This window comes from Hydrogenophaga sp. ANAO-22 (assembly GCF_042466645.1).
Classification (GTDB): domain Bacteria; phylum Pseudomonadota; class Gammaproteobacteria; order Burkholderiales; family Burkholderiaceae_C; genus Hydrogenophaga.
Genome location: NZ_CP159956.1, coordinates 2657102 through 2680510, shown reverse-complemented (window position 1 = coordinate 2680510; position 23409 = coordinate 2657102). Strand labels below are relative to the sequence as shown.

Here is a 23409-nt window from a genome sequence, read left to right as displayed (position 1 = left end):
ACACCACACGTCATGAAAAACGTTTGAATCTGGTCTCCCAACGACGTCCCTTCAAGGACTTTCAAAAGCCACCCTGCGGTGGCTTTTTTTTGTTCAGGCGCGGGTGGATTCCAGACTGCTCCCGGGAGAGGAGTGCAGCCAGTCGACGACCTCACCGGTGGGTTGGTAGCCCTGCACGCAAGCCTGCAACAGGGCCCGCAAGGTGGTCACGTCGTTCGACTCCATGGCCTCTTCCAGCGACTTCAGCAAGGCCTGCAGCTCGCTCCAGGGCAGCATGTCTTCCTGTGCCTTCATGATGCGAGCGTGTTGCGTGGGTTGAGGGTTGTCGCCGATCAGCAGCTCCTCGTACAGCTTCTCGCCCGGTCGCAGCCCGGTGATCTGGATCTCGATGTCGCCAGTGGGGTTCTGCTCGCTCTTCACCTGCAGGCCCGAGAGTTCGACCATGCGCCGGGCCAGATCGATGATGCGCACGGGCTCGCCCATGTCCAGCACGAACACGTCGCCGCCATGCGCCATGGCGCCGGCCTGGATCACCAGCTGAGCGGCTTCGGGAATGGTCATGAAGTAGCGCGTGATGTCCGGGTGGGTCAGCGTGATCGGCCCACCGTTCTTGATCTGCTCGCGGAACAAGGGCACCACCGAACCGCTGGAGCCCAGCACGTTGCCGAAGCGCACCATGGCGAACGTGGTGGCGCCACCGGGCTCGGCGGCCATCGCCTGCAACACCATTTCGGCCAGGCGCTTGCTCGCGCCCATGACGTTGGTGGGGCGCACCGCCTTGTCGGTGCTGATCAGCACGAAGTTGGCGGCGCCGGCGGCCTGCGCGGCGCGCGCGCACACCCAGGTGCCCCAGACGTTGTTGCGCAGGCCTTGCACCGGGTTGTGCTCCACCAGGGGCACGTGTTTGTAGGCCGCGGCGTGGTACACCGTATCGGGTCGCCAGGCCTGCATGATCTGCGCAATGCGGGCTTCGTCCTGCACCGAGGCCAGCAAAGGCACGAGCTGCACGCCTGGCGCGGAGGCCTCGTTGTCGAACAGCGCCTCCAGTTCGCGGTGGATCTGGTAGAGGGCAAACTCGCTGTTCTCCACCAGCAGCAGGATGTGCGGCCCGCAGGCGGCGATCTGCCGGCACAGCTCGCTTCCGATGCTGCCGCCCGCACCCGTGACCGCCACCACCTTGTCCTGGATCAGGCTGTGGAGCAGCGCGGTGTTGGGCGTGACCGGATCGCGGCCCAGCAGGTCTTCGATGTCGAGTTCACGCACGTCGCTCATCGTCACCCGGCCCGCCGCGAGGTCGGACATGCCGGGCAGGGTTCGCACGTGCACGGGCAGGTGGCGCAGGGTGTCGAGGATGTCCAGACGGCGCTGGCGCGTGATCGAGGGCAGCGCGAGCAGCACGTCCGTCACGCCCAGGTTGGGGATCAGCCGCACCAGCTCGGCCGGGTCGTGCACCGTGCGGCCATCGAGGCTGTTGCCCTGCAACTGGTCGTCGTCGTCGATGAAGCCGAGCAGGCGCTGTTCGCTGCCGCGCGAGAGCGCTGCCGCGAGCTGCCGTCCCGCCACGCCAGCGCCGTAGATCAGGATGCCCGGCAGATGCTCGCGCTGCAGCATGGTGCGGTACAGGCCGCCCAGCCAGTAGCGAACCACCAGGCGGCTGAATCCGATGGTGACGAGCAGCAGCAGGGGCTGGATCACGCCCACGGTGCGGGGCACGCCTGGAATGCCGATCACGGTGAACACCGTGGCATAGAACAAGCTGTATAGCACCATGGCCTGCGCCAGGCTGACCATGGCGTTCCAGCCCGCGTAGCGGAAGATGGCGCGGTACAGGCCGAAGCGGATGAACAGGGGCAGGGCGATCAGCACCGCCCCCATGATGGCCAGCACATGCGCGGGGGTCAGCTGCACCCAGTGCTCCAGCCGCAGGCAAAGCGCGAGCCAGACGGTCAGCGCACACAGCGCAATGTCCACCAGCACTGCGGACAGGCGCTTGGCGGCCCGTGGCATGTGCAGAAGCGTGGCGGCGGCTTGGCTTCGATGGTCCCTGTTTTTCATTTTTTTAGTGGGCCACACCATCCCGGCGCAGCACTTTGACAAACGTCAGCCAGAGTATCTGCAGGTCGAATCCCAGGCTCTGGCGCCGCAGGTATTCTGCATCCAGCGCCACTTTCTGGGGAATCGGCAACTCGTCGCGGCCATTCACCTGGGCCCAGCCTGTCAAGCCAGGGACCAGCTCGTGCACACCCTGCTGCGTGCGCAGGGCGATCAGGTCGTCCTGGTTGAACAGCGCGGGGCGAGGGCCCACGAAGCTCATATCGCCTCTGAGAATGCTCCAGAGTTGGGGCAGCTCGTCCAGGCTGCTCTTGCGCAGGAACGGGCCGATGGGCGTGAGGTACTTGGCCGGATCGGTCAGCAGGTGGGTCGCCACCGCAGGCGTGTCGGTGCGCATGCTGCGGAACTTGGGCATGCGGAAGATGCGGTTGTGGCGGCCGACGCGGTTGGACCAGTAAAGAGCGGGCCCGGGGGACGTGAGCCGGACCGCCAGGGCAACGAGCGCCACGGGCACGAGCAGAACGAGGCCCGCTGCGAGGGCGAGTGAGAGGTCGAACAGGCGTTTCATGAGGGCACCTTGGGGGCGGCCCGCCGCAGGCCTTCTTCCACCGTGATCGGTGGTGACCAACCCAGTGTGGCCTGGGTGTGGTCGATGTTCACCTGCAGGTTGCCGAGCACGCGCTGGGCCATGTCCCGCTTGCCCAGTACCGTGGCGCCCAGGTGCAGCAGAAACACCGGGACCGGCAGCAGGCGCGCCGGACGCCCGATGGCCTGGCCCATGCGCTGTATCAACGCAGTGGTGGAGAGGTCTTCGCCGTCGCTCACCAGAAAGGTCTGGTGGGCCGCGGCCGGATGATCCACGCAGGTGAGCAGCAGGTCGATCAGGTTGTCCAGCGCCACCAGGCTGCGGCGGTTGTGCCGGACCGCACCCAGCGGCAGAGGCAGGCCGCGCTGAACGGCGCGCAGAAGGCTGCCGAAGTTGGCTTTCACGCCCGGGCCATACACCAGGGGCGGGCGGACGATGGTCACTTCCAGCCCGGTCTGTTCGGCGACGCGACGCAGCCCCTGTTCGGCTTCGGCCTTCGAGACGCCATAGGGGTCCTGGGGTGCGGGCACGTCGCTGGCGAGAAAGGGCCGCTGCGCCTGCGTGCCCTCGCCGTTGACCTTGATGGAGCTGACGAACACGAAGCGCCGCACGCCGGCCGCTGCTGCCTGTCGCGCGAGGTTGAGCGTGCCGTCCACGTTGACGCGGCGGAATTCACTCAGGGGGTCGGTGGCCGATTCGTTCATCACATGCACACGCGCCGCGGTGTGGATGACGCTGTCGCAACCTTGCAGGGCGTCGGCCCACGGGGTTTGGCCGTCGATGGACGGCACGGTGACCGACGGCACATTCGTGGCCGCGGTGCCAGCGGTGCGCACGGCAGCGCGCACCGCCCGGCCGGTGGACCGGGCCTGGCGGCACAAGGCGGTGCCCACAAAACCACTGGCGCCGGTGATCAGCAGCGTGCTCATGACGGTGTCCTGACCTGGATCTGCACGGCTTCCTCCAGCAGTTGCTCCAACCGGTTCATCAGCGCATCGCGGTCGAATTCGTTCTTCGCGTAGACGCGGCCGTTGCGGCCCATGGCCCGACGCTCGTCAGGGGTCATCGCGGCCATGGCCAGCGCGGCATCGGCCAGGCCGGCCGCATCGCCAGCGTTGCACACGAGGCCCGCTTGTGCCGAGCGGATCACGTGGGCGCCCTCGCCGTCGAGCATGCCCAGCAGCGGAATGCCGGATTGCAGGTAGCTCTGTACCTTGCCGGGAATGGTCAGACTGAACACGGGGTCTTTCTTCAGCGAAACGAGCAGAGCGTCGGCGTGGGCATAGAACGAGGGCATGCGTTCGACCGGGTACCGGCCGAGCAACAGCACGCGCTCTTCCAGCCCCCGGCGGCGCACCTCTTCCTGAAGCCAGTCCGACTTGCGGCCGTCGCCGATGATGAGCCAGCGCACACGGGGATTGTCCTTGAGCCGCGTCGCGGCCTCCACCACGGCGGGCAGGTCCTGCGCTTCGCCGATGTTCCCGGCGAACAGCACGCTGAACGCCCCCGGCAGGGGTGGCACTTCGGGGGCGGGGGCGACCAGATCCTGGGCGAACACCGGCTCCGACCAGCTGGGAAAGTAGCGGATCTTGCCGGGGTCGGCGCAGTACTGGGCAATGCTTGCCTGGAAGCCGCGGGACTGGCCCAGCACCAGCGTGCAGCGGTTGTAGATGAAGCTCACCAGGCGCCCCACCGCACCCAGCAGGCGCGGCGAGCGCACCACACCGATGGCGGCCAGCGTCTCGGGCCAGAGGTCGAGCACCCAGAACACCACTGGGGCGCGTTTGAGACGGCCCATCAGAATGGCCGGCAGGCCCACTGTGATGGGGGAGGGCTCGAACACGAACACGGTGTCGAAAGCTTCGCCGCGCAGCCGCCAGGGCCCGGCCAGACTGGCGCCCACCACGTAACTGAGGTAATTCAGCGCCAGCCGCAGCGAGCCCTGCGCCCGCGCCAGCATGGGCGCTCGGACGATGCGCGCCCCGTGGTACGTGTCAAACTGCGCAGGATTGTCACGAAAGGCAGGGAAGACCTGGCCGGCGGGGTAGTTCGGCTTGCCGGTCAGCACCGTGACGGCGTGTCCGCGCTTCGTCCATTCCTGGACGAGATCGTTGACGCGGAAGTTCTCTGGCCAAAAGTATTGGCTGACCACCAAGATTCGCAAGGCAGGCCCGGATCAGGTTTTTTTCCAGACCACGCGGTTGACGTAGTCCGTGTAGCTGTGAACGATGCGCACCACCTTGTCCGACACATTGGGCATGCTGTAGTCGGCCACCTGGCGCAGCAGGCGTTGTTCGCCGCGTGGCTGCGAGGCCAGGATCGCCAGGCCTTGCAGCACCCGTTCAGTGTCGAGGCCGACCATCATCACGGCGGCCTCTTCCATGCCTTCCGGCCGCTCATGCGCCTCGCGCAGGTTGAGCGCGGGAAAGTTCAGGATCGAGGATTCCTCGTTGATCGTGCCGCTGTCGGACAGCACGGCCCGCGCCTGGATCTGCAGCTGGTTGTAGTCGGTGAACCCCAGCGGCTTGAGCAGCCGCACCAGCGGGTGGAAGGCCACCGCCTGGCTGTCCACCCGCTTCTGGGTGCGAGGGTGGGTGGAGACGATCACCGGCAGGCCGTGCTGTTCGGCCACCTGGTTCAACACGTCCACCAGCTTGAGGAACTGCGCGTCCGAGTCGATGTTCTCCTCACGGTGCGCGCTGACGACGAAGAAGCGGTTTTTCTCCAGGCCCAGCGTGGCAAGCACCTCGGACGCATCGATGCGTTGGCGGTAGTGCGCAAGCACCTCGGCCATCGGGCTACCTGTCTTGATCACCATGTCAGGCGGCAGGCCTTCACGCAGCAGGTACTCGCGGGCGATGCTGCTGTAGGTGAGGTTGATGTCCGCCGTGTGGTCCACGATGCGGCGGTTGATCTCCTCGGGCACGCGCATGTCGAAGCAGCGATTTCCCGCCTCCATGTGGAAGATCGGTATCTTGCGTCGCTTGGCCGGGATGACCGACAGGCAGCTGTTCGTGTCGCCCAGCACCAGCAGGGCCTCGGGCTTTTCCTGCAGCAGTACCCCGTCCATGGCGGCGATGATTTTGCCGATGGTTTCGGCCGCGCTGCCACCCGCCGCGTTGAGGAAGTGGTCGGGCTTGCGGATGCTCAGATCGTCGAAAAAGATCTGGTTGAGCTCGTAGTCGTAGTTCTGTCCCGTGTGCACGAGCACGTGTTCGCAATGCTCGTCCAGGCGGGCCATCACGCGCGAGAGCCGGATGATCTCGGGCCGCGTGCCCACGACCGTCATGACCTTCAGTTTTTTCAAGAATGCTCCTTCAGACGGGGCAGGCATAGGTGTCGGGCCGCTCGCGGTCAAAGACCTCGTTCGCCCACAGCATGACCACCATCTCCTGCGCGCCGGTGTTGGTGATGTCATGCGTCCAGCCGGGCACGGTCTCCACCACCTGCGGCTGTTCGGCGTGCGTGTGCAGTTCGTGCGTTTCGCCGGTCAGCATGTGGCGGAAGCGAAAGCAGGCCTGGCCCTGGATCACCAGGAACTTCTCGGTCTTGGTGTGGTGGTAGTGCCCGCCGCGGGTGATGCCCGCGTGCGCGGTGAAGAACGAGAACTGGCCGCAGTCCGGCGTCTTGAGCATCTCCACGAAGACGCCGCGCGCATCGCCATGGCGGGTCAACGCGTACGCGAAGTCGTCGGGTGGCAGGTAGCTCACGTAGGTGGCGTACAGCGCGCGCGTGAGGCCGGTGCCCACGCGGTCGATCACCAGCGTCTCGCGGCTGGCGCGAAAGCCCTGGATCTGCCGGGCGATGTCGCCCACGGTGGTGCTGTATTGCGGTGTGAGGGTGGCGAAACCCCGGGCATCGAACGAGGCCTCGGCGCCGTCCATCAGTTGCATGAAACGGGCGATGACGTCGTCCACATACACCAGCGTGAGAAGCGCGGCGGGATCGTTCACCTGGATCGGCAGGCCGCGCGTGGTGTTGTGGCAGAAGGTGGCGACGGCCGAGTTGTAGTTGGGCTTGCACCACTTGCCGAACACGTTGGGCAGCCGGAACACATGCACCGGCATGCCATGGCGCTGCTGCAGGTCGAACAGCGCCAGTTCCGCTTCGCGCTTGCTGCGGCCATAGGGGTTGTCGTTCGCCGCCTGCGTGGACGAGGTCTGGATGACCAGCGGCAGCCGCGCACCCCGTCGCGCCTGCGCCTCCAGGGCGGCGCACAGCGCGCGCGTCAGGTCGGCGTTGCCGGTGGTGAATTCCTGGGGATCCTGAGGGCGGTTGACCCCCGCGAGGTGAAACACGGCGTGCACGCCCTCCAGCAGGTCGGGCAGCGCCTCCAGCGGGTTCTCGCGCGTGAAGGACACGACCTCCACGTCGCGGCGCTCGGCCAGGTGCAGGGTCAGGTTCTTGCCGATGAAGCCTTGTGCACCGGTGATGAGGACTTTCTTCATGCCCGTCTCATTCCTCGGCCACCGCGGCTTCGCCGCGAACGATGCGCTGCATGAAGTCCAGTTTGAGCAGCAGTGCCTTCATGCCCGTCACGTCGAGCTGTTCGGTGTTGTGCGAGTGGTATTCGTCATCGTGCAGGGCCTGTGTGAGCTTTTCCTCGCCCTCGTCGACGTACTTGGCGTAGTTCAGGTCACGGCCGTCCGGGGCGACGCGGTAGTAGCGTCCCAGGTCCTGCGCGGATGCCATTTCCTCGCGGCTGAGCAAGGCCTCGTAGAGCTTCTCGCCGTGGCGGCTGCCCATCACGCGCACCGGGTGGTCCGGCTGGCCGAGCAGCTCCAGCAACGCGCGCGTGAGCACATCGACGGTGGCGGCGGGTGCCTTCTGCACGAAGATGTCGCCATTGTTGCCGTGCTCGAAGGCGTACATCACCAGGTCCACCGCGTCCGCCAGCGTCATCATGAAGCGCGTCATGGCCGGGTCGGTCACGGTGATCGGTGCGCCGTTGCGCACCTGGTCCACGAACAAGGGAATCACCGAGCCGCGCGACGCCATCACGTTGCCATAGCGCGTGCCGCAGATCACCGTGCTGGTCCCCTCCAGGTTGCGGCTGGCGGCAACCATGACCTTCTCCATCATTGCCTTGCTGATGCCCATGGCATTGATGGGATACACCGCCTTGTCGGTGCTGAGGCAGATCACCCGCTGCACGCCAGCGGCCACCGCTGCACCCAGCACGTTTTCCGTGCCCATCACGTTGGTGAGCACCGCCTGCATGGGGTGGAATTCGCAGGACGGCACCTGCTTGAGCGCGGCGGCGTGGAACACGAAGTCCACGCCGCGCATGGCTTGGTCGATACCGTTGCGCTCGCGCACGTCGCCGATGTAGAAGCGCAGCTTGGGGTGGGCGTAGCGCTTGCGCTGGTCGTCCTGCTTCTTCTCGTCGCGGCTGAAGATGCGGATCTCGCCGATGTCCGAATCGAGAAACCGCTTGAGCACCGCATTGCCGAACGAGCCGGTGCCGCCGGTGATCAGGAGGGTCTTGTCCTTGAACATGCTGTTCGTGGTGGTGGTCGTCATGGTTCTGCGTTATTTCGGCAGTGCCGCCGCGAACAGGGCGTCCTTCTGCTGAGGGGTGGGGTAGTTGATCAGCACCGCGCGGTACTGGCCTTTGAAAACGAACAGGCTGCCGGCCGCCGCGCCGACCACGCCGCAGCGCTCAATGAGCGCACCCACGTGGTCCAGCGAGCCTGCGCCGCCCAGCACGGTGAGCGGCACGCTCAGGGCGCTGCGCAGGCGTTGCGCCAGGTCCAGGTCGTAGCCATTCATGGTGCCATCGCGCTCCACCGAGTTGAACACAATCTCACCGGCGCCAGCGGCTTCCAGTTGTCGGGCGAGTGCAACGGCATCCTGTGGATGGGCCCGGGTGGCGTTGTGCGTGCAGACCTCGTGGCCACTGGCGAACAGGCCGGACTTCTTGCGCACGTCGATCACCGCCACCACGCTCTGGCGGCCGATGGCCGCGGCCATTTCGCCGAGCAGGGCCGGGCGTGCGATCGCTGCCGCGCTGACGGACACCTTCTCGACGCCCAGGTCGATGATGCGGGCCGCCTGCTGCGCCGTGGTAATGCCACCGCCGTAGCACAGCGGCATGCGGCATTCGGCGGCCAGCTTCGCGATCAGCGCATAGTTGGGCTCGGCGCCTTTCACGCTGGCGTCGATGTCCAGCACCACGAGTTCATCCGCCTCTTTTTCGTTGAAGATTTTCACGGCGTTGATCGGGTCGCCGACGTACTTCGGCGTCTTGAAACCAACGGTCTTGACTAGACCGCCGTTGTGCACCAGCAGGCACGGAATGATTCGGGGGCGCAACATGGGGTCAGGTCGTGGCGAAGTTCTTCAGCAACTGGGCGCCGAAGTGGTGGCTTTTTTCGGGGTGGCATTGCACGCCATGGATGTGGCCGGCCGACACCACGCAGTCGAAGTCCAGCCCGTACGTGGCCGACGCGGCCACAAGCGACCGGTCCTCGCAGTCGAAGTAGTACGAGTGCAGGAAGTAGAAGCGCGGTGTCGGTTCGAAGTCGGTGAACAGGCGACTGTCGGGGCGCACCTGCAGGTCGTTCCAGCCCATGTGCGGCTGCGGCAGCTGGGCGGACGCGGGCGTCTGCGAGAAGGCTCGCACGCGGCCCGGAATCCAGTTCAACCCGGGCAGTTCGCCCTCGTCGGAGCCGCCGGCCAGCATCTGCATGCCCACGCACACCCCCAGCACGGGCACCTTTTCGCCCTGTACGCGGGCTTCCAGCGGCTCGCGCAGGCCCGACTGGTTGAGCAGCGTCATGGCGTGATCGAACGAGCCTACACCGGGCAGGATCAGGCGTGTCGCGTCGGCCAGTTCGGCGGGCACTTTGGCCCGCTCGGCAGGCAGGCCCAGGCGCTTGAACATGTTCAGGAAGGCCTGGATGTTGCCCACGCCGTAGTCGACGATGCGGATCATCGGAAGTGCCTCTTTTCCAGGCCGAGCGTGCGCAGCACCGTGGTGCCCAGGCCGATCATCCAGCGCTTGTTGCGGTAGTCGCGGTAGGTCTTTTTGGGCGCATCGAAGATCTGTTGGAGTTCGTCGACGGTGAGGTCCAGCTTGTGGGCCACGTACTCGAATTCCTGCTTGAGGAAGTGCTCATCCATCTCGGGCGAGGCGATGCGCTCCAGTGCCGCCTCGCGGGTCATCTGGCCCGTCATGATGAGGCTCGAGAAGTGCGCGCGTCGCTTGTGGAAACCGAACCGCCGGGGCAACCAGTAGTCCTCATAGAAGCGGGTGAAGCGCGACTCGTGGTGCTTGTGCTGGAAGCGCTGCCAGCCAAAGCGCCGGTTCAGTTCGTCCTCGGCATCTTTCTTGACGTAGGGCACCAGGTTGAGCGGGTGGTGCACCTTCATGCCCAGGATCTTCTGGTAGTACAGCTTGTAGACCAGGATGTCGGTGAGTGGGAAGCTCTCCAACGGCCGCTGGCCGAACTGGCGGTGGATGTCGTTGAACAACCACGTGTCGATGCCCAGATAACCGCCCCACTCTTCGGGTTCGCGACAGCACTCGGTGGAAAAGTTCGACCCCGTGATGATGTGCTTGACCTTGTACTGGCGGGCAAACTTGTACAGGCCGGAGAAGAACGCACCGTCCTGCGGCAGGTCCTGGTCGGGAATGCCAGAGCGCAGGAAGGCAGCCTGCAGGTCTTTCATCTCTTCCCAGTTGACGACCTCGGTGAAGAGTTCCAGGCCGAGGCCGTCGACCAGCTTCTCGATATTGCCCACCGCTTGGTCGGTGTTCCAGCCCGCGTCGACATGGAACAGCAACGGGCGTAGGCCCATCTTCTCTTTGGCGACGTAGGTGGCGTAGGAGCTGTCAAGGCCGCCGGAGAGGCCGATGATGCAGTCGAAGTCCTTGCCCTTGCCGTCCGCCTTGATGCGTTCGGCGAGTGCGGCCAAGGCCTGAGCGCCCCCTGGCCCGGTGTCCCAGTTGGGCAGGATGGCTTCTTCGAAGTTTCTGCAGTATTCGCATACGCCGGTTGCATCGAAATGGATGTGCGGGTCGCTGGTATCCATGATGCAGCGAGTGCAGACAACCCGACGTTGGAGATTCATGATTTGTGGTGAAGCTGATGACGGCTGGTCGTGTGGTAGTAGGAGGACGCGGCAAAATAGACCAGCCAAAACAGGCCTCCAAAAGACAATAACGTACTGAAAATGGATCCGTTGGCCAGAACGAATGCCACCGGAATATAGACCAAGCAGGCGAACTGCCCGCCAGTTCTGCTCGTCGTTCGATCCACTAGACTCAACCAGATGCCGAGCACCACGCAAATCGCCAAGATTCCCACGGGCCCAGCTGCTGCGAGGCCGTCGTACACGAACAGGTTGGCATTGGAGTTACTCTCTTTTTCCAAAACCCGCTCTGCGACTATGCGCCCGAGTTGAGGCCATTTCGGATCCGACTCAAAGGCCAAGGGTGTCTGGACGAGCCAGTCAAAGCCTTTGACATTGCTCCAAAGGGTAAGCGTCTTTTCGGAGAATACCTCTTCATATTGCCACAGCATCGCACCCGGAATGGAGAACGTGCGAAAAACAAAATACAGCGAGATCAATTCGAAAACAGGGCTTTGATCAATCATCTGCACCGACACATGGATCAACAGCGCCAAAGAAACCATGACGATCGACATGAGGGCGGTGTGTCCAGCCCTCATGCGCATTACTTTGTACGCGACCACCATGACAAGCGGCAAGAGAAAAATCGTACGTTCCGCAGTGATCGTGTACATGGTCAGGAAGCCGAGCGCGCCCGCTGTAATCCAGATGAGCCGCCGCTTGACCAGGCCGACGGCCAACAGCGCGGGCGAGAAAACATACGCCAGATACGTTTGCCCGTAGGCCTCCAATGCGTTGCGGCTGCGGCCAGCCTCGCGCTGGCCGTACACGTTGTCGAGCGTGGCGAAGGTCATGACGTCCTTAAAGGAAATCACAATGAATGCCCAAAGCGCGAGAAATGCGACCGACAGAAACAGCAGTTGAGCCGAGGAAGGCGAGCCACGTTGTGCAAGTATTAAGCGGGGGCGTGCCTTCTGCAGCAATACATTGATCAGCAAGAAGCCCGCCGTGAGGGCTCCAAGGCTGGGGCCGAATTTGGTGACCGACTGAGAATGCACTGCCAAAGTAATTGTCATCGTTGGAAGGAAGACAATCAAATATAAGATGAACATCACGAGGCTCGATGGCCTCGCTAAAGAACGGGGAAGCGTCAATGCGACTGCACTGGTGGATATGAGTAGCAGCAACCAGGCGTCAATTTTCAATGGAAAATAGGGAAATCCCCACATCTCCTGGATGGGTTGCAAGTAGGTTGCATGCGCTGAATGGAGCGCTAATACAAACAGCCAGGAACTGATCACCAAGGACATCTGGGCAAGCGCCTTGCTTGATGCGTTGGGGCGTGGCATCAAAAAAGGTGGTGTCATGGCCGAGGTGCCGTCAGGCGTTTCGCCATGACTCGGTAGTCCAATAACCGTGCAGCGACTTCGCCCGAGCGTGTGGACATCAATGCCAATTCGCCGGGCTTCTCAGCGATCTTTTCAAACACTCCTTCGATGCTTGTTTGGGGATTGAGCAGCCAGCCGTTTCCGTGGACGAAGGGGTGGTGACTCGGCACATCATCAAGCACCACCGCGCACCGCGCACAAAGGCTTGTCTGCATGGTTGCGGATTGAGAGCCCGGTTGTACGTACACATCGGCCGCACACAGCAATTCGTGAAGCTGATCCGCAGTTTGCCACCCCACGAATTTCACTCTAGAGTCATTTATCATCCGTCGGTCCACGTCGGCTGCGAGGTCCTCGTGGATATGCCCAGCAATGATGAAGCGAAAGCGCTCATCCGGGGTCTTGGAAAATGCCTGCAGCGTTTCGATTAGCTTCTTGGCGCGATCGATTTTTCCAGACTGCACAAACAGGATTTCTTTGATATCTATGCCGTGGCGGGCGCGGCCCGAGATGCGCAAGGCGTTATATTCTTCGTCTGTCAATATGCGACCGCCAAGCGGAAAGAACTCGATTTGATTTGGCGGGATTTGATAGAAATTCTGGACAAAATCCATGGTCTCCGTGGAGATGCACAACACCTTTTCGAGCGAGTTCTTCACTCGATGAAGAATCGGCTTGTAATACCAGCGGTGCAAAAGGTGTTTCGAGATGATAGACCGCGCGCTGTTGTTAAAGTCCTCGTGGCTATCCGCAAAAATGCGGGCGCGCAGATGTCTGGCCTTGTAACGCTTGAGCGCAAGCAGCTCCCAGCCGCACAGCCCGTGAAAGAGGATCACATCAGGTGCCTCGCGTTCCAGCAGCCCGGCCACATCGGGGTGCATGCGCAACTTCTTCATCACAGCAAGAGGCAGGCCGCGGCGATACGGCAGTCGTATGACCCGTGCACCATCGCTGCCCATGTATTCACCTGGCGAGCAATAGTTCAGCTGTCGCTGTTCGTCGAACACTTCGGTCGACGCGATGACCACCACGTCGTGTCCGTCCTTCACGTGCTGCTTCACCAGCTCGTTTTCCTGGTAGGAGTACCCGTCGATGTAGAAACAGGAAAGGCAAAGATGGGCGATCTTCAAAGCAGCCCCTCCTGCTTGAGCAAGATCTGGGGGTCGTTGAAGCTCATGCCCATCCGACGCAACTCGGCATCCGGCAGATTCCACCATTCCAACCGAAGCAGAGCACCGGCAACTTGATCGTCGAATCGCATCCTGATGCGCCTGGCAGGATTGCCTGCGACCACCTCGTAGGGCGCCACATCCTTTGTGACTACGCTACCCATGCCGACGACCGCGCCATGGCCAATGACGATGCCGGCCTTGATGAGCGCGCCTTCTCCGATCCAGACGTCGTTGCCAATGACGGTTCGCAGGCGCGGCAGGTATTCGTGTCGTGCGAATTTAGTCTTGATGCTGTCCTTGTGCGACAGGAATGCAGGACTGGTGGACACGAACGCCATCGGATGCGCGACGCCCCCGATGGAGACGCGATTCGAAATGGACGTGAATGACCCGACATCGCAATGAACGATGGAGCAGTCATAACCGCAGAAGGAATGCCTGCCCATGGTGGAGTCAACCATCAGGCTGCCCGATTCAAGCTTCGACGTGGGATGCACGCTGGATGCTTTGATGGCTTTGCCCCTCAGCTTCTTCAGCAGTTTGGCAAAAACGTAAGAGACACTCATGGGGTTGCCTTGAATCTGGCTGCGGCACTATGCGGATTGAATCATGCGCAGCACAAGAACGGCTACGACAGCGGCCAGGATGTACAAGCCCAGCAAAGGCATATTGTCGCGGATGATTCTGCTGACGGACCGGGCGTCAACCCGGGTGAAACGAAGAACTAGAAACAGGTATGCCGAGTAAACGACAAGCCCGCTCAGCGCATAGGTTTCCGACATCCACCGGGCCGCAAAGTGCGCGACAGCCCACACCGAAAGCACCCGGATGCCCAGGTTCGCCACTTGCAGGAAGAAGGCGGCACGCTGGTGACCGGTGATATGCAGCGCCATGGACACCGGCGTAGCCAGAAATTGAACGATGAACCAAGGCGTCATCCATGCGACCAGCGCCCCAGCGCGCGTCCACTCGGTCCCGAAAATCAATCCGAATGCCATCGGAGCCGTGATGCCGACGGCGAGTAAAGGTCCCACGCCGGTCTTCACCATGCCATGCAACAGTTTGGCTGTGAACGTGTGCAACTGTCCCTGCTGGTGTTCGTGGGCCGCGTGCGAAAGATAGACTTGGCCTACAGCGCCTCCGATCAATGCCATTGGGGCTTGCATGACATATGTCGCCAGCATGAGATGACCGGCCTCTGCCGGCGCCGCCAGTGAGGCAATCAGAATGACAGGTAGTTGTATGGCAGCGCTGTTGCACAAGGCTTCCCAAGTGGAGTACTTGGGAAAGCGAGCGTGCGACTGCCACGTGCCCTTGAGGCTTTGCAACGTTGTCCCTTGGACCATGGCGCGATACTGGGTGCCGCTGAACAGCTTGAGGCTTAACACGATGCACGCCACACCCGTGTTCAGCATATGCCCGATGAGCAGTCCTGCGGGACTGTGCGTCCAGACGCCCGAACCTACCTGGACTGCCGAACTCGCTGCGGATTGAATCACCCGGCTTCGGGCGATCAAGGAAAACGCCTTCTGCCGCACGAACCACATCTGTAGTGCGCTGTAGACGCTTGCCAGCAACACGGCAATGGGCAGCAACCACAAGTAGGGCTGCAATGCAGGCAGTTTGAGCTGAGTGACGATCCAGTGCGGAGCGAGCAGAACGAAAGCCAGCAGACCAAGCGAAACCAGAAGTGCCGACAGCAGTGACATCGTCAGCAGATCCATGGCCTCGCGATCGTCCTGTGGCAACGGGATTGCAATGTCGAATCGCAGACAGGCCGCCACCGAGAGAATGGCTGCCAGGCTGGAGAACACGGCCAGCAAGCTGAAATCCGCTGGTGAGTACAAGCGAGAAAGAAGGGGCAACGCGGCCGCCGTGATGCCGTGGCCCAGTGCTGTGCCTCCGACCAGTACGGCAACTGAGCGTAGAAAGCTCATGCGGGCTGTCGCACCTGCAAGGCGCTGGCCACCATCGCCTGGTCGCTCTCCGGCAGGTAGGGCCCCATTGGCAGGCTGATGACCTCTTCCGCCAACCGGTCGCCGACGGGCAGCCGGGCGCTTTCGTCGGCCACTGCAGGTTGGCGGTTGAGGGGAATAGGGTAGTGAACGGCGGTGGGAATCCCTTGGGTCTTCAGGTGTTTCTGCACGGCCTCGCGCTGCGCGACGCGCACCGTGTATTGCGCCCATGCCGAGACATTGTGCGGCTCAACCTCTGGAATTTGCACTTCCGCGACCGGCGCCAGCAAGCTCCTGTAGCGCTGGGCCACCACCTGCCGTTGCGCCAGCTCAGCGTCCAGTATCGCGAGCTTGGGCAGCAGGACTGCCGCCTGGATGGTGTCCAGACGGCTGTTCACGCCCACGCGGATGTGGTGGTAGCGGCGATCCTGTCCATGTCGGGAAATCTGCCGCATCACCAGCGCCAGCGCATCGTCGTTGGTGAAGATGGCTCCGCCGTCACCGTAGCAGCCCAGCGGCTTACTGGGAAAGAAGCTGGCGCAGGCGATGGTGGTCAGGTTGCAACTCTTGCGGCCCTTGTGGGTCGCGCCGAAGCTCTGGGCCGCGTCCTCGATCACGGGGATGCCGTGCCGGCTGGCGATGGCATTGATCGCGTCGTAGTCGGCGCACTGGCCGTATAGGCTGACGGGGATGATGGCCTTGGTGCGGGGGGTGATGGCCGCTTCCAGGCAGGCGGGGTCCAGGTTGGCGGTGCGCGCGTCCACGTCCACGTATACCGGCTTGGCGCCGAGCAAGGCCACGGTTTCGGCGGTGGCGATGTAGGTGAATCCGGGTGTGATGACCTCGTCGCCCGGGCCGATGCCCAGCGCCATCTGCGCGATCTGCAGGGCGTCGGTGCCATTGGCCACAGTGATGCAGTGGCGCGCGCCGGTGTAGGCGGCCAGCCTGTCTTCGAGCTCGCCGACTTCGGGGCCCAGGATGAACTGGCCGTGATCGAGCACGCGCTGTATGCCAGCGTCGATCTCCGACTTGAGTCGGCGGTATTGTTCCTTGAGGTCGATGAATTCCATGGAGCGGCTCCGGGGTGTTTCAGGAAAGGGGTTGGCAGACGCTGTCGTTGAGCTGGTAGCGCTGACCCGTGTGCGGACAGGTGGCCGTCGCGTTGCCGGTCAGCGGCAGGTCGAGCTGCTCACCGTACTGGCTGCACCAGCCGATCTGGCGGGCCGGCACGCCCACGACCAGCGCATAGGCGGGAACGTCCTTGTTCACCACCGCGCCCGCACCCACGAGGGCGAACTCACCCACGGTGACGCCGCAGACGATGGTGCAGTTGGCGCCCAGGGTCGCGCCCCGGCGCACGAGCGTGTCGCGGTACTCATTCTTGCGCTCGATCAGTGCCCGCGGGTTGTAGACGTTGGTGAACACCATGCTGGGGCCGCAGAACACGCCGTCCTCGAGTGTCACGTTGTCGTATACGCTCACGTTGTTCTGGATTTTGCAGCGGTCCCCGATGACCACCTGGTTGCCGACGAAGACGTTCTGCCCCAGGGACACGCCCGCGCCGATGCGCGCGCCCGCGCACACGTGCACGAAATGCCAGACGCGCGAGCCTTCGCCGATCTGCGCGCCCGCGTCGACGATGGCGGACGGGTGGATGGATGTGGTCATGGAGAAGAGGGCCTCCCGGATGGAAAAAGCAGTTTGGCCAGCGGTTGGCCTGCGGCCTGAGCGTAGCGCAGCGAGCCGATCTCGTTGAGGTGGTGCCTGTCCATGTAGATCAGCTCGTGGTCGAAGAACGGCGGGGAGGCAAACGGCGGTGACGCGCTGAAGTCGGCAAAGGTGACGTGGGGGAAATCGCGCACCGCCGCTTCGATCACCGCGTTCGCGTCGCGCGCTTCGGCGGTCACCGAATTGTCCGTGGGGATGCCCAGCGAGTCCATGCGCAGGGTGCGCACGGGGTTGCGGCGCAACATGGGCAACTGCCCAAGCACGATCACGCGCTGCATCTGGCCCTGGGTGTCCTGCAGAAACCGGTTCAGCGCGGGCAGAAAAGCGGGGTTCGCCATCTGCTGGGACCACTTGCCCGCCAGGATGACTGTGCGCTGGCGGGGCAGCCGCTCTGCCACGGCGTGCTGCATGTCGCGGCACGGTCCGATGGCCCAGCGGGCCAGCCGCAGATCTTCGAAGCCCGGAAAGGGCACGCAACTGCTGGCCGAGAGCACAGTGGCGCGCACCCCGTGGGCCTGGCCGAAGGCGTCCATGAACAAGTTGAGCTGCGCCGCGTGGCTGTCGCCAAACAGCATCACCTCGGGGGCGCCGTCGGCGCCGCCCCGCTGGCACGGGCCAGTGACCTGGCCGTGGCAGATCGAGTCTGGCGGTGCGTACCGCAACGCCGCCTTCTCTGGTGAGGGGGCAACGCCGGCGTTGAGCGGTCGGGCCGCGAGGAGCGATGCGACCATCATCGCGGCGACGGTGGCAATCCTGGTGGAGCGCCTCAAGCCCGCCTGTGGCGTCTGCAAGGGGCGTTCGATGAACCGCCACGACCACCAGGCCAGCACCGAGAACGACAGCACCGCCGCGGCCAGCAGTGGCCAGGGGAGGTCCGAGTCCTGCCAGACATACCGTGCCAGCGCCAGAATGGGCCAGTGCCAGAGGTACAGCGAATACGACAGCGCGCCGACCAGGACCAGCCAGCGGTGGGACAGCCAGCGCCCGGTGACAGTGTCATCTTGCGCGGCCATCAGCAGCAGCGCGCCCGCGCAAGGCCAGATCGCCGAGAGCGGACTGAAGTGTTTTCCGTCGAGCAGCATGAAGGCGCTGAGCATCAACGCCAGGCCGAGCAGGCCGACGGGCAGGCGCCAGCGCGCGGGGGCAATGTCCTGGGGCTTCTGAACGGCGGCGAGCCAAGCGCCCATCAGGAACTCGGGGGCGCGCGCGGTCATCGCGTAGTACAGCGGCTGCAGGTCGCCCCCACTTCGCGTCAAGCGCCATTGCGCGATCGCGAAACCCGCGACGCACACGGCGCCCAGCATCGTCGACAGCCAACGCCTCGGCGTCAACCGCAGGATCAGGGGCAGCAGCAGGTAGAACTGCATCTCCACCGCGAGCGACCAGGTGTGCAGCAGCGACCACTCGTGGGCGGCCGGCGCGAAATAGTCGCCGGCCTTCGCGAAGTGTTGGTTGCTGGTGAACAGCAGTGCGCGGCGCAGGCTGGCCTCGAACAGCCGGAAGTCCTCGGCCACCAGAAACACGGCGGCCAGCAGCGCGACGACCAGCAGCATGGCCGCGTAGGCAGGCACTATGCGGCGCAACCGGTTGGCGTAGAAGCCAAGCCAGGAGAAACTGTCTCCCCGCTGCAGGATGACGCGCGACACCACGAAGCCCGACACCACGAAGAACACGTCCACACCTAGGAACCCGCCCGGCAACCAGTCGGCCTGCATGTGGAAGACGATCACGGCCAGCACGGCCAATGCCCGCAAACCCTGAATGTCCAGTCTGATGGATGTCCCTGTGTTCATGTCCTGATGGGCGGCCCTTCGCTGCGAGATCAGTTGACGAAAGGGTGGACTTCGCCGGGCGTGCCGCGCGTGGGCACAGCGGTGCGGATCACATTGACCGTTTCAATGCAGTGCCGGGCATCCGCAAGGCCATACCCCCGCCCGGCGAGGATTTCGCGGTAGCTCGTGGTGTGCAGCTCGGTGAAGCCTTCGGAGAATTCGAGCTTCTCGCCGCTGATGTCGATGTTGCGGAACGTGGTCTTCTTGCCCTTGACGTCCTCGGGCAGATCGTTGGCATCGATCGAGAGGAACCAGCGCACCCGCGCGCGCTCGTATTCCAGATAGCCAGCGGCACGGGCCTCGCCCACGTGGTGCACCACGTTGCGCTGCAGCTTGCCGAAAATGAAGTGCAGCATGTCGAAGAAGTGCACACCGATGTTGGTGGCGACGCCGAAGGCCTTGCGAGGGTCGCCCTTCCAGCTTTCTGCATACCAGCGCCCGCGCGAGGTGATGTAGGTGAGTTCGACGTCGAACTTGGTGTCCGCCGGTGCGGCCGCCACCTTGGCCTTGAGCTGCTGGATGGCGTCGTGGTGACGCAGCTGCAGGATGTTGAATACGCGGCGCCCCGTCTCGCGCTCGACCAGCGCCAGTTCGTCCAGCAGCTCCGGCGTGGGTACCAGCGGTTTTTCGCAGATCACGTCACAGCCCAGGCGCAGCCCGGCTGCGATGTGGGCGTGGTGGCGGTAGTTGGGCGAGCAGACCGCGACATAGTCCAGGGCCGTGTCGGTGTTGCGCTTGAGCTGGTGCGCATGTTCCAGGAAGCGCTCGAACTCGGTGAAGAACTCGCTGTGCGGCGAGATGCTGTCGATGATGCCCACCGAATCGTTGATGTCGTAGGCCGCCGCGAGGTTGTGGCCGAGGTCCTTAATGGCGCGCATGTGCCGCGGCGCAATGTAGCCGGCGGCACCGATGAGAGCGAAGTTCTTCATTGTGGGGGCGTTTCAGAGGCGGAAAACATGGAAACCCTGCTCGGCGAGGGCGTGGCGGTCGTAGAGGCTCTTGAGGTCGCCAATCACGGGCTGGTGCTGCTGCGTGCACAGTGCTCGCAGCGCTTGCGGGGTCTGCTGGCGGTACTCCTGGTGGCCCACGGCCACGATCAGGCTGTCCAGGGGGCGGGCCGGGTCGAACTCGCCCAGCTGGATGCCGTATTCATGCTGCACCTCCTCGGCGTTGGCCCAGGGGTCGGTCACCACCACGGTCACGTTCCAGCCCTGCAGTTCGCGCACCAGATCGGCCACCTTGCTGTTGCGGATGTCGGGGCAGTTCTCCTTGAACGTGATGCCCATCACGCCGACCGTGCTGCGAGCGACGTCGATGCCGTTCTTGAGCATGCGGCGCACGATGCTGCGCGCCGCATAACGGGCCATGTTGTCGTTGATGCGCCGGCCCGCGAGGATCACCTGCGGGTGGTAGCCCAGCTCTTCGGCTTTGTGCGTGAGGTAGTAGGGGTCCACGCCGATGCAGTGGCCGCCGACCATGCCGGGGCGGAAGGGCAGGAAGTTCCACTTGCTGCCGGCAGCCTCCAGCACCTCGAGCGTGTCGATGCCGATGCGCTCGAAGATGACCGACAGCTCGTTGACGAAAGCGATGTTGAGGTCGCGCTGGCTGTTCTCGATGACCTTGGCCGCTTCGGCGACCTTCAGGCTGCTGGCCTTCCAGGTGCCCGCCTTGATGATGGCGGAGTACAGCGTGTCCACGGCCTCGGCCACCTCGGGCGTGCTGCCACTCACGATCTTGCGGATCGTGGTGAGTGTGTTGACCTTGTCGCCGGGGTTGATCCGTTCCGGGCTGTAGCCGCAGAAGAAGTCCTGGTTGAATGTCAGCCCGCTGCAGCGCTCCAGCTCCGGGACGCAGACCTCTTCGGTTGCGCCTGGATACACGGTGGATTCGTAGATCACGACATCGCCGCGCTTGAGCGCCTTGCCCACCGTTGCGCTGGCCTTCACCAGCGGGGTCATGTCGGGCCGATTCGCCCGGTCCACGGGGGTAGGCACGGTCACGATGTACACCCCGGCGTCCTGCAGGTCGGTGGCATCGCAGCTGTATCGAAGGTGCTGCGCGGCCTGCAGGTCTTGGTCACTGCATTCGCGCGTGTGGTCGTGGCCCTTTTTCAGCTCGTCGATGCGGCGAGCGTCGATGTCGAAGCCGAGCACGGCCCGGTGCTTGCCGAACTCTACGGCCAGCGGCAGGCCCACATAGCCCAGGCCGATGACTGCGATGGTTTTCTGATCCAGATTCATGTGATGACGTTGTTGGGCGGGAAATCAGAGCTCGGCATCGCGCAATGGCTTGGCCAGCTGGTCCTTGCCAGAGAGCAGGGGGAGGCCGTCGAGCGGCCACTCGATGCCGATGTCCGGGTCGTTCCATGCGATGGCCCGCTCGTGTTGCGGTGCGTAGTAGTCCGTGGTCTTGTACAGAAAGTCAGCGCTCTCGCTGAGCACCAGGAAGCCGTGCGCCAGGCCCGGCGGAACCCACATCTGCCGGTGGTTGTCTTCGCTGACCTCGGCGCCGGCCCATTGGCCGAAGGTGGGCGAGCCCCGGCGGATGTCCACCGCCACATCGAACACCGAGCCGCGCACCACGCGCACGAGCTTGCCCTGCGGCTGCTGCAGCTGGTAGTGGAGCCCGCGCAGCACCCCGCGGGTGCTGCGGCTGTGGTTGTCCTGCACGAAGGTCACGTCCAGGCCGGTGGCCGCCTGAAAGGCGGTCTGGTTGAAGCTTTCGAGGAAGAAGCCGCGCGCGTCCCCAAAGATCCGGGGCTCGAGCACGAGCACGTCCGGAATGCGAGTGGGTGTCGCTTTCATCGCATCACCGAGTCGTTGAGCACGCGCAGCAGGTACTGGCCGTAGCCGGTCTTGCTGAGCGAGCGTGCCAGGGACTCCAGGGCGGAATCGTCGATCCAGCCCTGGCGCCATGCGATTTCTTCAGGACACGCGATCTTCAGGCCCTGACGGTTTTCCAGCGTGGCGATGAACTGGCCGGCGTCGAGCAGGCTGTCGTGGGTGCCGGTATCGAGCCAGGCATAGCCGCGCTTCATGATTTGCACGTTGAGTTGGCCCTGGTCGAGGTAGGCTTGGTTGACGGCGGTGATCTCCAGTTCGCCGCGCGCACTGGGCTTAACCGCCTTGGCGATGTCCACCACTTGGTTGTCGTAGAAGTACAGGCCGGTCACCGCATAGTTGCTTTGGGGCTTGGCCGGCTTTTCCTCGATGCTGATGGTCTTGCCCTGCCGGTTGAAGCTCACCACGCCAAAGCGCTCCGGATCGGTCACATGATAGGCGAACACGGTGGCACCGGTGGTCTGTCGGTCCGCCTCGGCCAGGAGGCTGGCGAAGTCGTGGCCGTAGTAGATGTTGTCGCCCAGCACCAGTGCGCTGGGTGAGCCCGCCAGAAACGTTTCGCCAATGAGGAAGGCCTGCGCAAGCCCATCGGGACTGGGTTGCACCGCGTAATGCAGGTTCATGCCCCAGGCACTGCCGTCGCCCAACAGCTGCGAGAAGCGTGGCGTGTCCTGGGGGGTGCTGATGATCAGCACCTCACGGATGCCCGAGAGCATCAGCGTGGTCAGCGGGTAATAGATCATCGGCTTGTCGTACACCGGCAGCAATTGCTTGCTGACGGCGAGCGTGGCCGGATGCAGGCGGGTGCCGGAGCCGCCTGCCAGGATGATGCCCTTGCGCTGTGTCATGGTTGGGCTGTGGTGGTGAGGGATTCGGCGAGCATGCGGCGGACACCCTGCTGCCACTGCGGCAGTTCCAAGCCAAAGGTTTGCCGCAGGTGGGTGGTGTCCAGGCGTGAGTTGAGCGGACGGCGCGCGGGCGTTGGGTAGCCCGTGGTGGGGATCGGCGTCACGTCGCGCACTTTCAGGGCGAGGTCGGGTCGGAGCTCGCGGGCGGTGTCGAAAACGAACCGCGCGTAGGCGAACCAGCTGGTTTCTCCCTGGGCCGCCAGATGGTAGGTGCCGCCCGCACCCGGGTGAGCGAACGCTTGGCGGATGGCATGCGCCGTCACGTCGGCGATCAAGTCTGCGCCGGTGGGTGCGCCGATCTGATCGTTGATCACGGTCAGCCGGTCCTGTTCTTGCGCCAGACGGAGCATGGTCTTCGCGAAGTTGCCGCCTCGCGCGGCGTAGATCCAGCTGGTGCGGAAAATGAGGTGCCGACCCCCGGCGACCGCGCGCACGCGCTGCTCCCCCTCGAGCTTGCTCTGGCCATAGACGCTCAGGGGTGCCGGCATGGCCGCTTCCGTCCAGGGCGCCTCACCGCTGCCATCGAACACGTAGTCGGTGGAGAAGTGAACCATCAGCGCGCCCGCCTCGGCGGCCGCTTGCGCGAGCACGCCCGGGGCCGCGCCATTGACGGTGTGCGCCAGCGCGGTCTCCTGTTCTGCCTTGTCCACCGCCGTGTAGGCGGCCGCGTTCACCACGGCGGCGGGCCGCAGCCGCCGCACGGTCTCGCGCAGTCCATCGAGGTCGGTCAGGTTGCCGCAGCCCCGCTCGGCCAAAGCGTCGTTCCGGTGCAGCGCGATCACGTCGCCCAGGGGGGCGAGGCTGCGCTGCAGCTCCCAGCCCAGCTGGCCTGACGATCCCAGGAGAAGTATGGGCTTCATGCGAATGGG

22 protein-coding genes are annotated in these 23409 nt (G+C 64.0%); all 22 read right to left on the bottom strand.

Annotation, left to right across the window (positions count from 1 at the left end; all coding sequences use genetic code 11):
• Nucleotides 1–93 precede the first annotated feature (93 nt).
• The 22 genes from ABSY19_RS12920 to rfbD all read right to left on the bottom strand — a co-directional run bounded on the left by ABSY19_RS12920 (nt 94) and on the right by rfbD (nt 23400).
• Nucleotides 94–2007, bottom strand: a complete 1914-nt coding sequence (locus tag ABSY19_RS12920; RefSeq protein ID WP_382163263.1) for a polysaccharide biosynthesis protein — start codon at nt 2005–2007, stop codon at nt 94–96.
• 52 nt (nt 2008–2059) lie between these two features.
• Nucleotides 2060–2620 (bottom strand): sugar transferase, encoded by a 561-nt coding sequence (locus ABSY19_RS12915; RefSeq protein ID WP_382163261.1) that lies wholly within the window; start codon nt 2618–2620, stop codon nt 2060–2062.
• A complete protein-coding gene (locus tag ABSY19_RS12910; RefSeq protein ID WP_382163259.1) occupies nt 2617–3567 on the bottom strand; it encodes a UDP-glucose 4-epimerase family protein in 951 nt (316 codons plus the stop codon). The genes ABSY19_RS12915 and ABSY19_RS12910 overlap by 4 nt, the downstream gene beginning before the upstream one ends.
• Nucleotides 3564–4790 (bottom strand): glycosyltransferase family 4 protein, encoded by a 1227-nt coding sequence (locus ABSY19_RS12905; protein WP_382163258.1) that lies wholly within the window; start codon nt 4788–4790, stop codon nt 3564–3566. The genes ABSY19_RS12910 and ABSY19_RS12905 overlap by 4 nt, the downstream gene beginning before the upstream one ends.
• Nucleotides 4791–4814: 24 nt before the next feature.
• Nucleotides 4815–5945 carry a non-hydrolyzing UDP-N-acetylglucosamine 2-epimerase gene (gene wecB / locus ABSY19_RS12900; RefSeq protein WP_382163256.1) on the bottom strand — a complete coding sequence of 377 codons (1131 nt, stop codon included), beginning with the start codon at nt 5943–5945 and terminating at the stop codon, nt 4815–4817.
• A 10-nt stretch (nt 5946–5955) separates the two neighbouring features.
• A complete protein-coding gene (locus tag ABSY19_RS12895; protein WP_382163254.1) occupies nt 5956–7086 on the bottom strand; it encodes a capsular polysaccharide biosynthesis protein CapF in 1131 nt (376 codons plus the stop codon).
• Nucleotides 7087–7093: 7 nt separating this feature from the next.
• Entirely contained in the window at nt 7094–8137 is a 1044-nt protein-coding gene (locus ABSY19_RS12890) for a polysaccharide biosynthesis protein (RefSeq protein WP_382163786.1), read from the bottom strand.
• Between the two features lie 33 nt (nt 8138–8170).
• Nucleotides 8171–8956, bottom strand: coding sequence for an AglZ/HisF2 family acetamidino modification protein (locus ABSY19_RS12885; protein WP_382163252.1), 786 nt, complete (start codon nt 8954–8956; stop codon nt 8171–8173).
• Between the two features lie 4 nt (nt 8957–8960).
• Complete coding sequence (hisH, locus tag ABSY19_RS12880) at nt 8961–9575, bottom strand: imidazole glycerol phosphate synthase subunit HisH (RefSeq protein ID WP_382163250.1); 615 nt, start codon at nt 9573–9575, stop codon at nt 8961–8963.
• Complete coding sequence (locus ABSY19_RS12875) at nt 9572–10675, bottom strand: N-acetyl sugar amidotransferase (protein ID WP_382163248.1); 1104 nt, start codon at nt 10673–10675, stop codon at nt 9572–9574. The genes hisH and ABSY19_RS12875 overlap by 4 nt, the downstream gene beginning before the upstream one ends.
• Nucleotides 10676–10710: 35 nt before the next feature.
• On the bottom strand, nt 10711–12084 hold the full coding sequence (locus ABSY19_RS12870; protein WP_382163246.1) for a hypothetical protein: 1374 nt from the start codon (nt 12082–12084) through the stop codon (nt 10711–10713).
• Complete coding sequence (locus ABSY19_RS12865) at nt 12081–13235, bottom strand: glycosyltransferase family 4 protein (RefSeq protein ID WP_382163244.1); 1155 nt, start codon at nt 13233–13235, stop codon at nt 12081–12083. The genes ABSY19_RS12870 and ABSY19_RS12865 overlap by 4 nt, the downstream gene beginning before the upstream one ends.
• On the bottom strand, nt 13232–13843 hold the full coding sequence (locus tag ABSY19_RS12860; protein ID WP_382163242.1) for a CatB-related O-acetyltransferase: 612 nt from the start codon (nt 13841–13843) through the stop codon (nt 13232–13234). Before ABSY19_RS12860 ends, ABSY19_RS12865 begins: the two co-directional genes overlap by 4 nt.
• A gap of 27 nt (nt 13844–13870) precedes the next feature.
• Nucleotides 13871–15214, bottom strand: a complete 1344-nt coding sequence (locus tag ABSY19_RS12855) for a lipopolysaccharide biosynthesis protein (protein WP_382163240.1) — start codon at nt 15212–15214, stop codon at nt 13871–13873.
• On the bottom strand, nt 15211–16302 hold the full coding sequence (locus ABSY19_RS12850; RefSeq protein ID WP_382163238.1) for a DegT/DnrJ/EryC1/StrS family aminotransferase: 1092 nt from the start codon (nt 16300–16302) through the stop codon (nt 15211–15213). Before ABSY19_RS12850 ends, ABSY19_RS12855 begins: the two co-directional genes overlap by 4 nt.
• Nucleotides 16303–16321: 19 nt before the next feature.
• A complete protein-coding gene (locus tag ABSY19_RS12845; protein WP_382163236.1) occupies nt 16322–16900 on the bottom strand; it encodes an acyltransferase in 579 nt (192 codons plus the stop codon).
• A complete protein-coding gene (locus tag ABSY19_RS12840; protein ID WP_382163234.1) occupies nt 16897–18699 on the bottom strand; it encodes an acyltransferase family protein in 1803 nt (600 codons plus the stop codon). The genes ABSY19_RS12845 and ABSY19_RS12840 overlap by 4 nt, the downstream gene beginning before the upstream one ends.
• Nucleotides 18700–18782: 83 nt before the next feature.
• Nucleotides 18783–19721 (bottom strand): Gfo/Idh/MocA family protein, encoded by a 939-nt coding sequence (locus ABSY19_RS12835; RefSeq protein WP_382163232.1) that lies wholly within the window; start codon nt 19719–19721, stop codon nt 18783–18785.
• Nucleotides 19722–19733: 12 nt separating this feature from the next.
• Entirely contained in the window at nt 19734–21032 is a 1299-nt protein-coding gene (locus ABSY19_RS12830) for a nucleotide sugar dehydrogenase (protein ID WP_382163230.1), read from the bottom strand.
• A gap of 24 nt (nt 21033–21056) precedes the next feature.
• Nucleotides 21057–21596 carry a dTDP-4-dehydrorhamnose 3,5-epimerase gene (gene rfbC, locus ABSY19_RS12825; protein ID WP_382163228.1) on the bottom strand — a complete coding sequence of 180 codons (540 nt, stop codon included), beginning with the start codon at nt 21594–21596 and terminating at the stop codon, nt 21057–21059.
• Nucleotides 21593–22480 (bottom strand): glucose-1-phosphate thymidylyltransferase RfbA, encoded by an 888-nt coding sequence (gene rfbA, locus ABSY19_RS12820; protein WP_382163226.1) that lies wholly within the window; start codon nt 22478–22480, stop codon nt 21593–21595. The genes rfbC and rfbA overlap by 4 nt, the downstream gene beginning before the upstream one ends.
• Nucleotides 22477–23400 (bottom strand): dTDP-4-dehydrorhamnose reductase, encoded by a 924-nt coding sequence (rfbD, locus tag ABSY19_RS12815; RefSeq protein WP_382163224.1) that lies wholly within the window; start codon nt 23398–23400, stop codon nt 22477–22479. The genes rfbA and rfbD overlap by 4 nt, the downstream gene beginning before the upstream one ends.
• Nucleotides 23401–23409 lie beyond the last annotated feature (9 nt).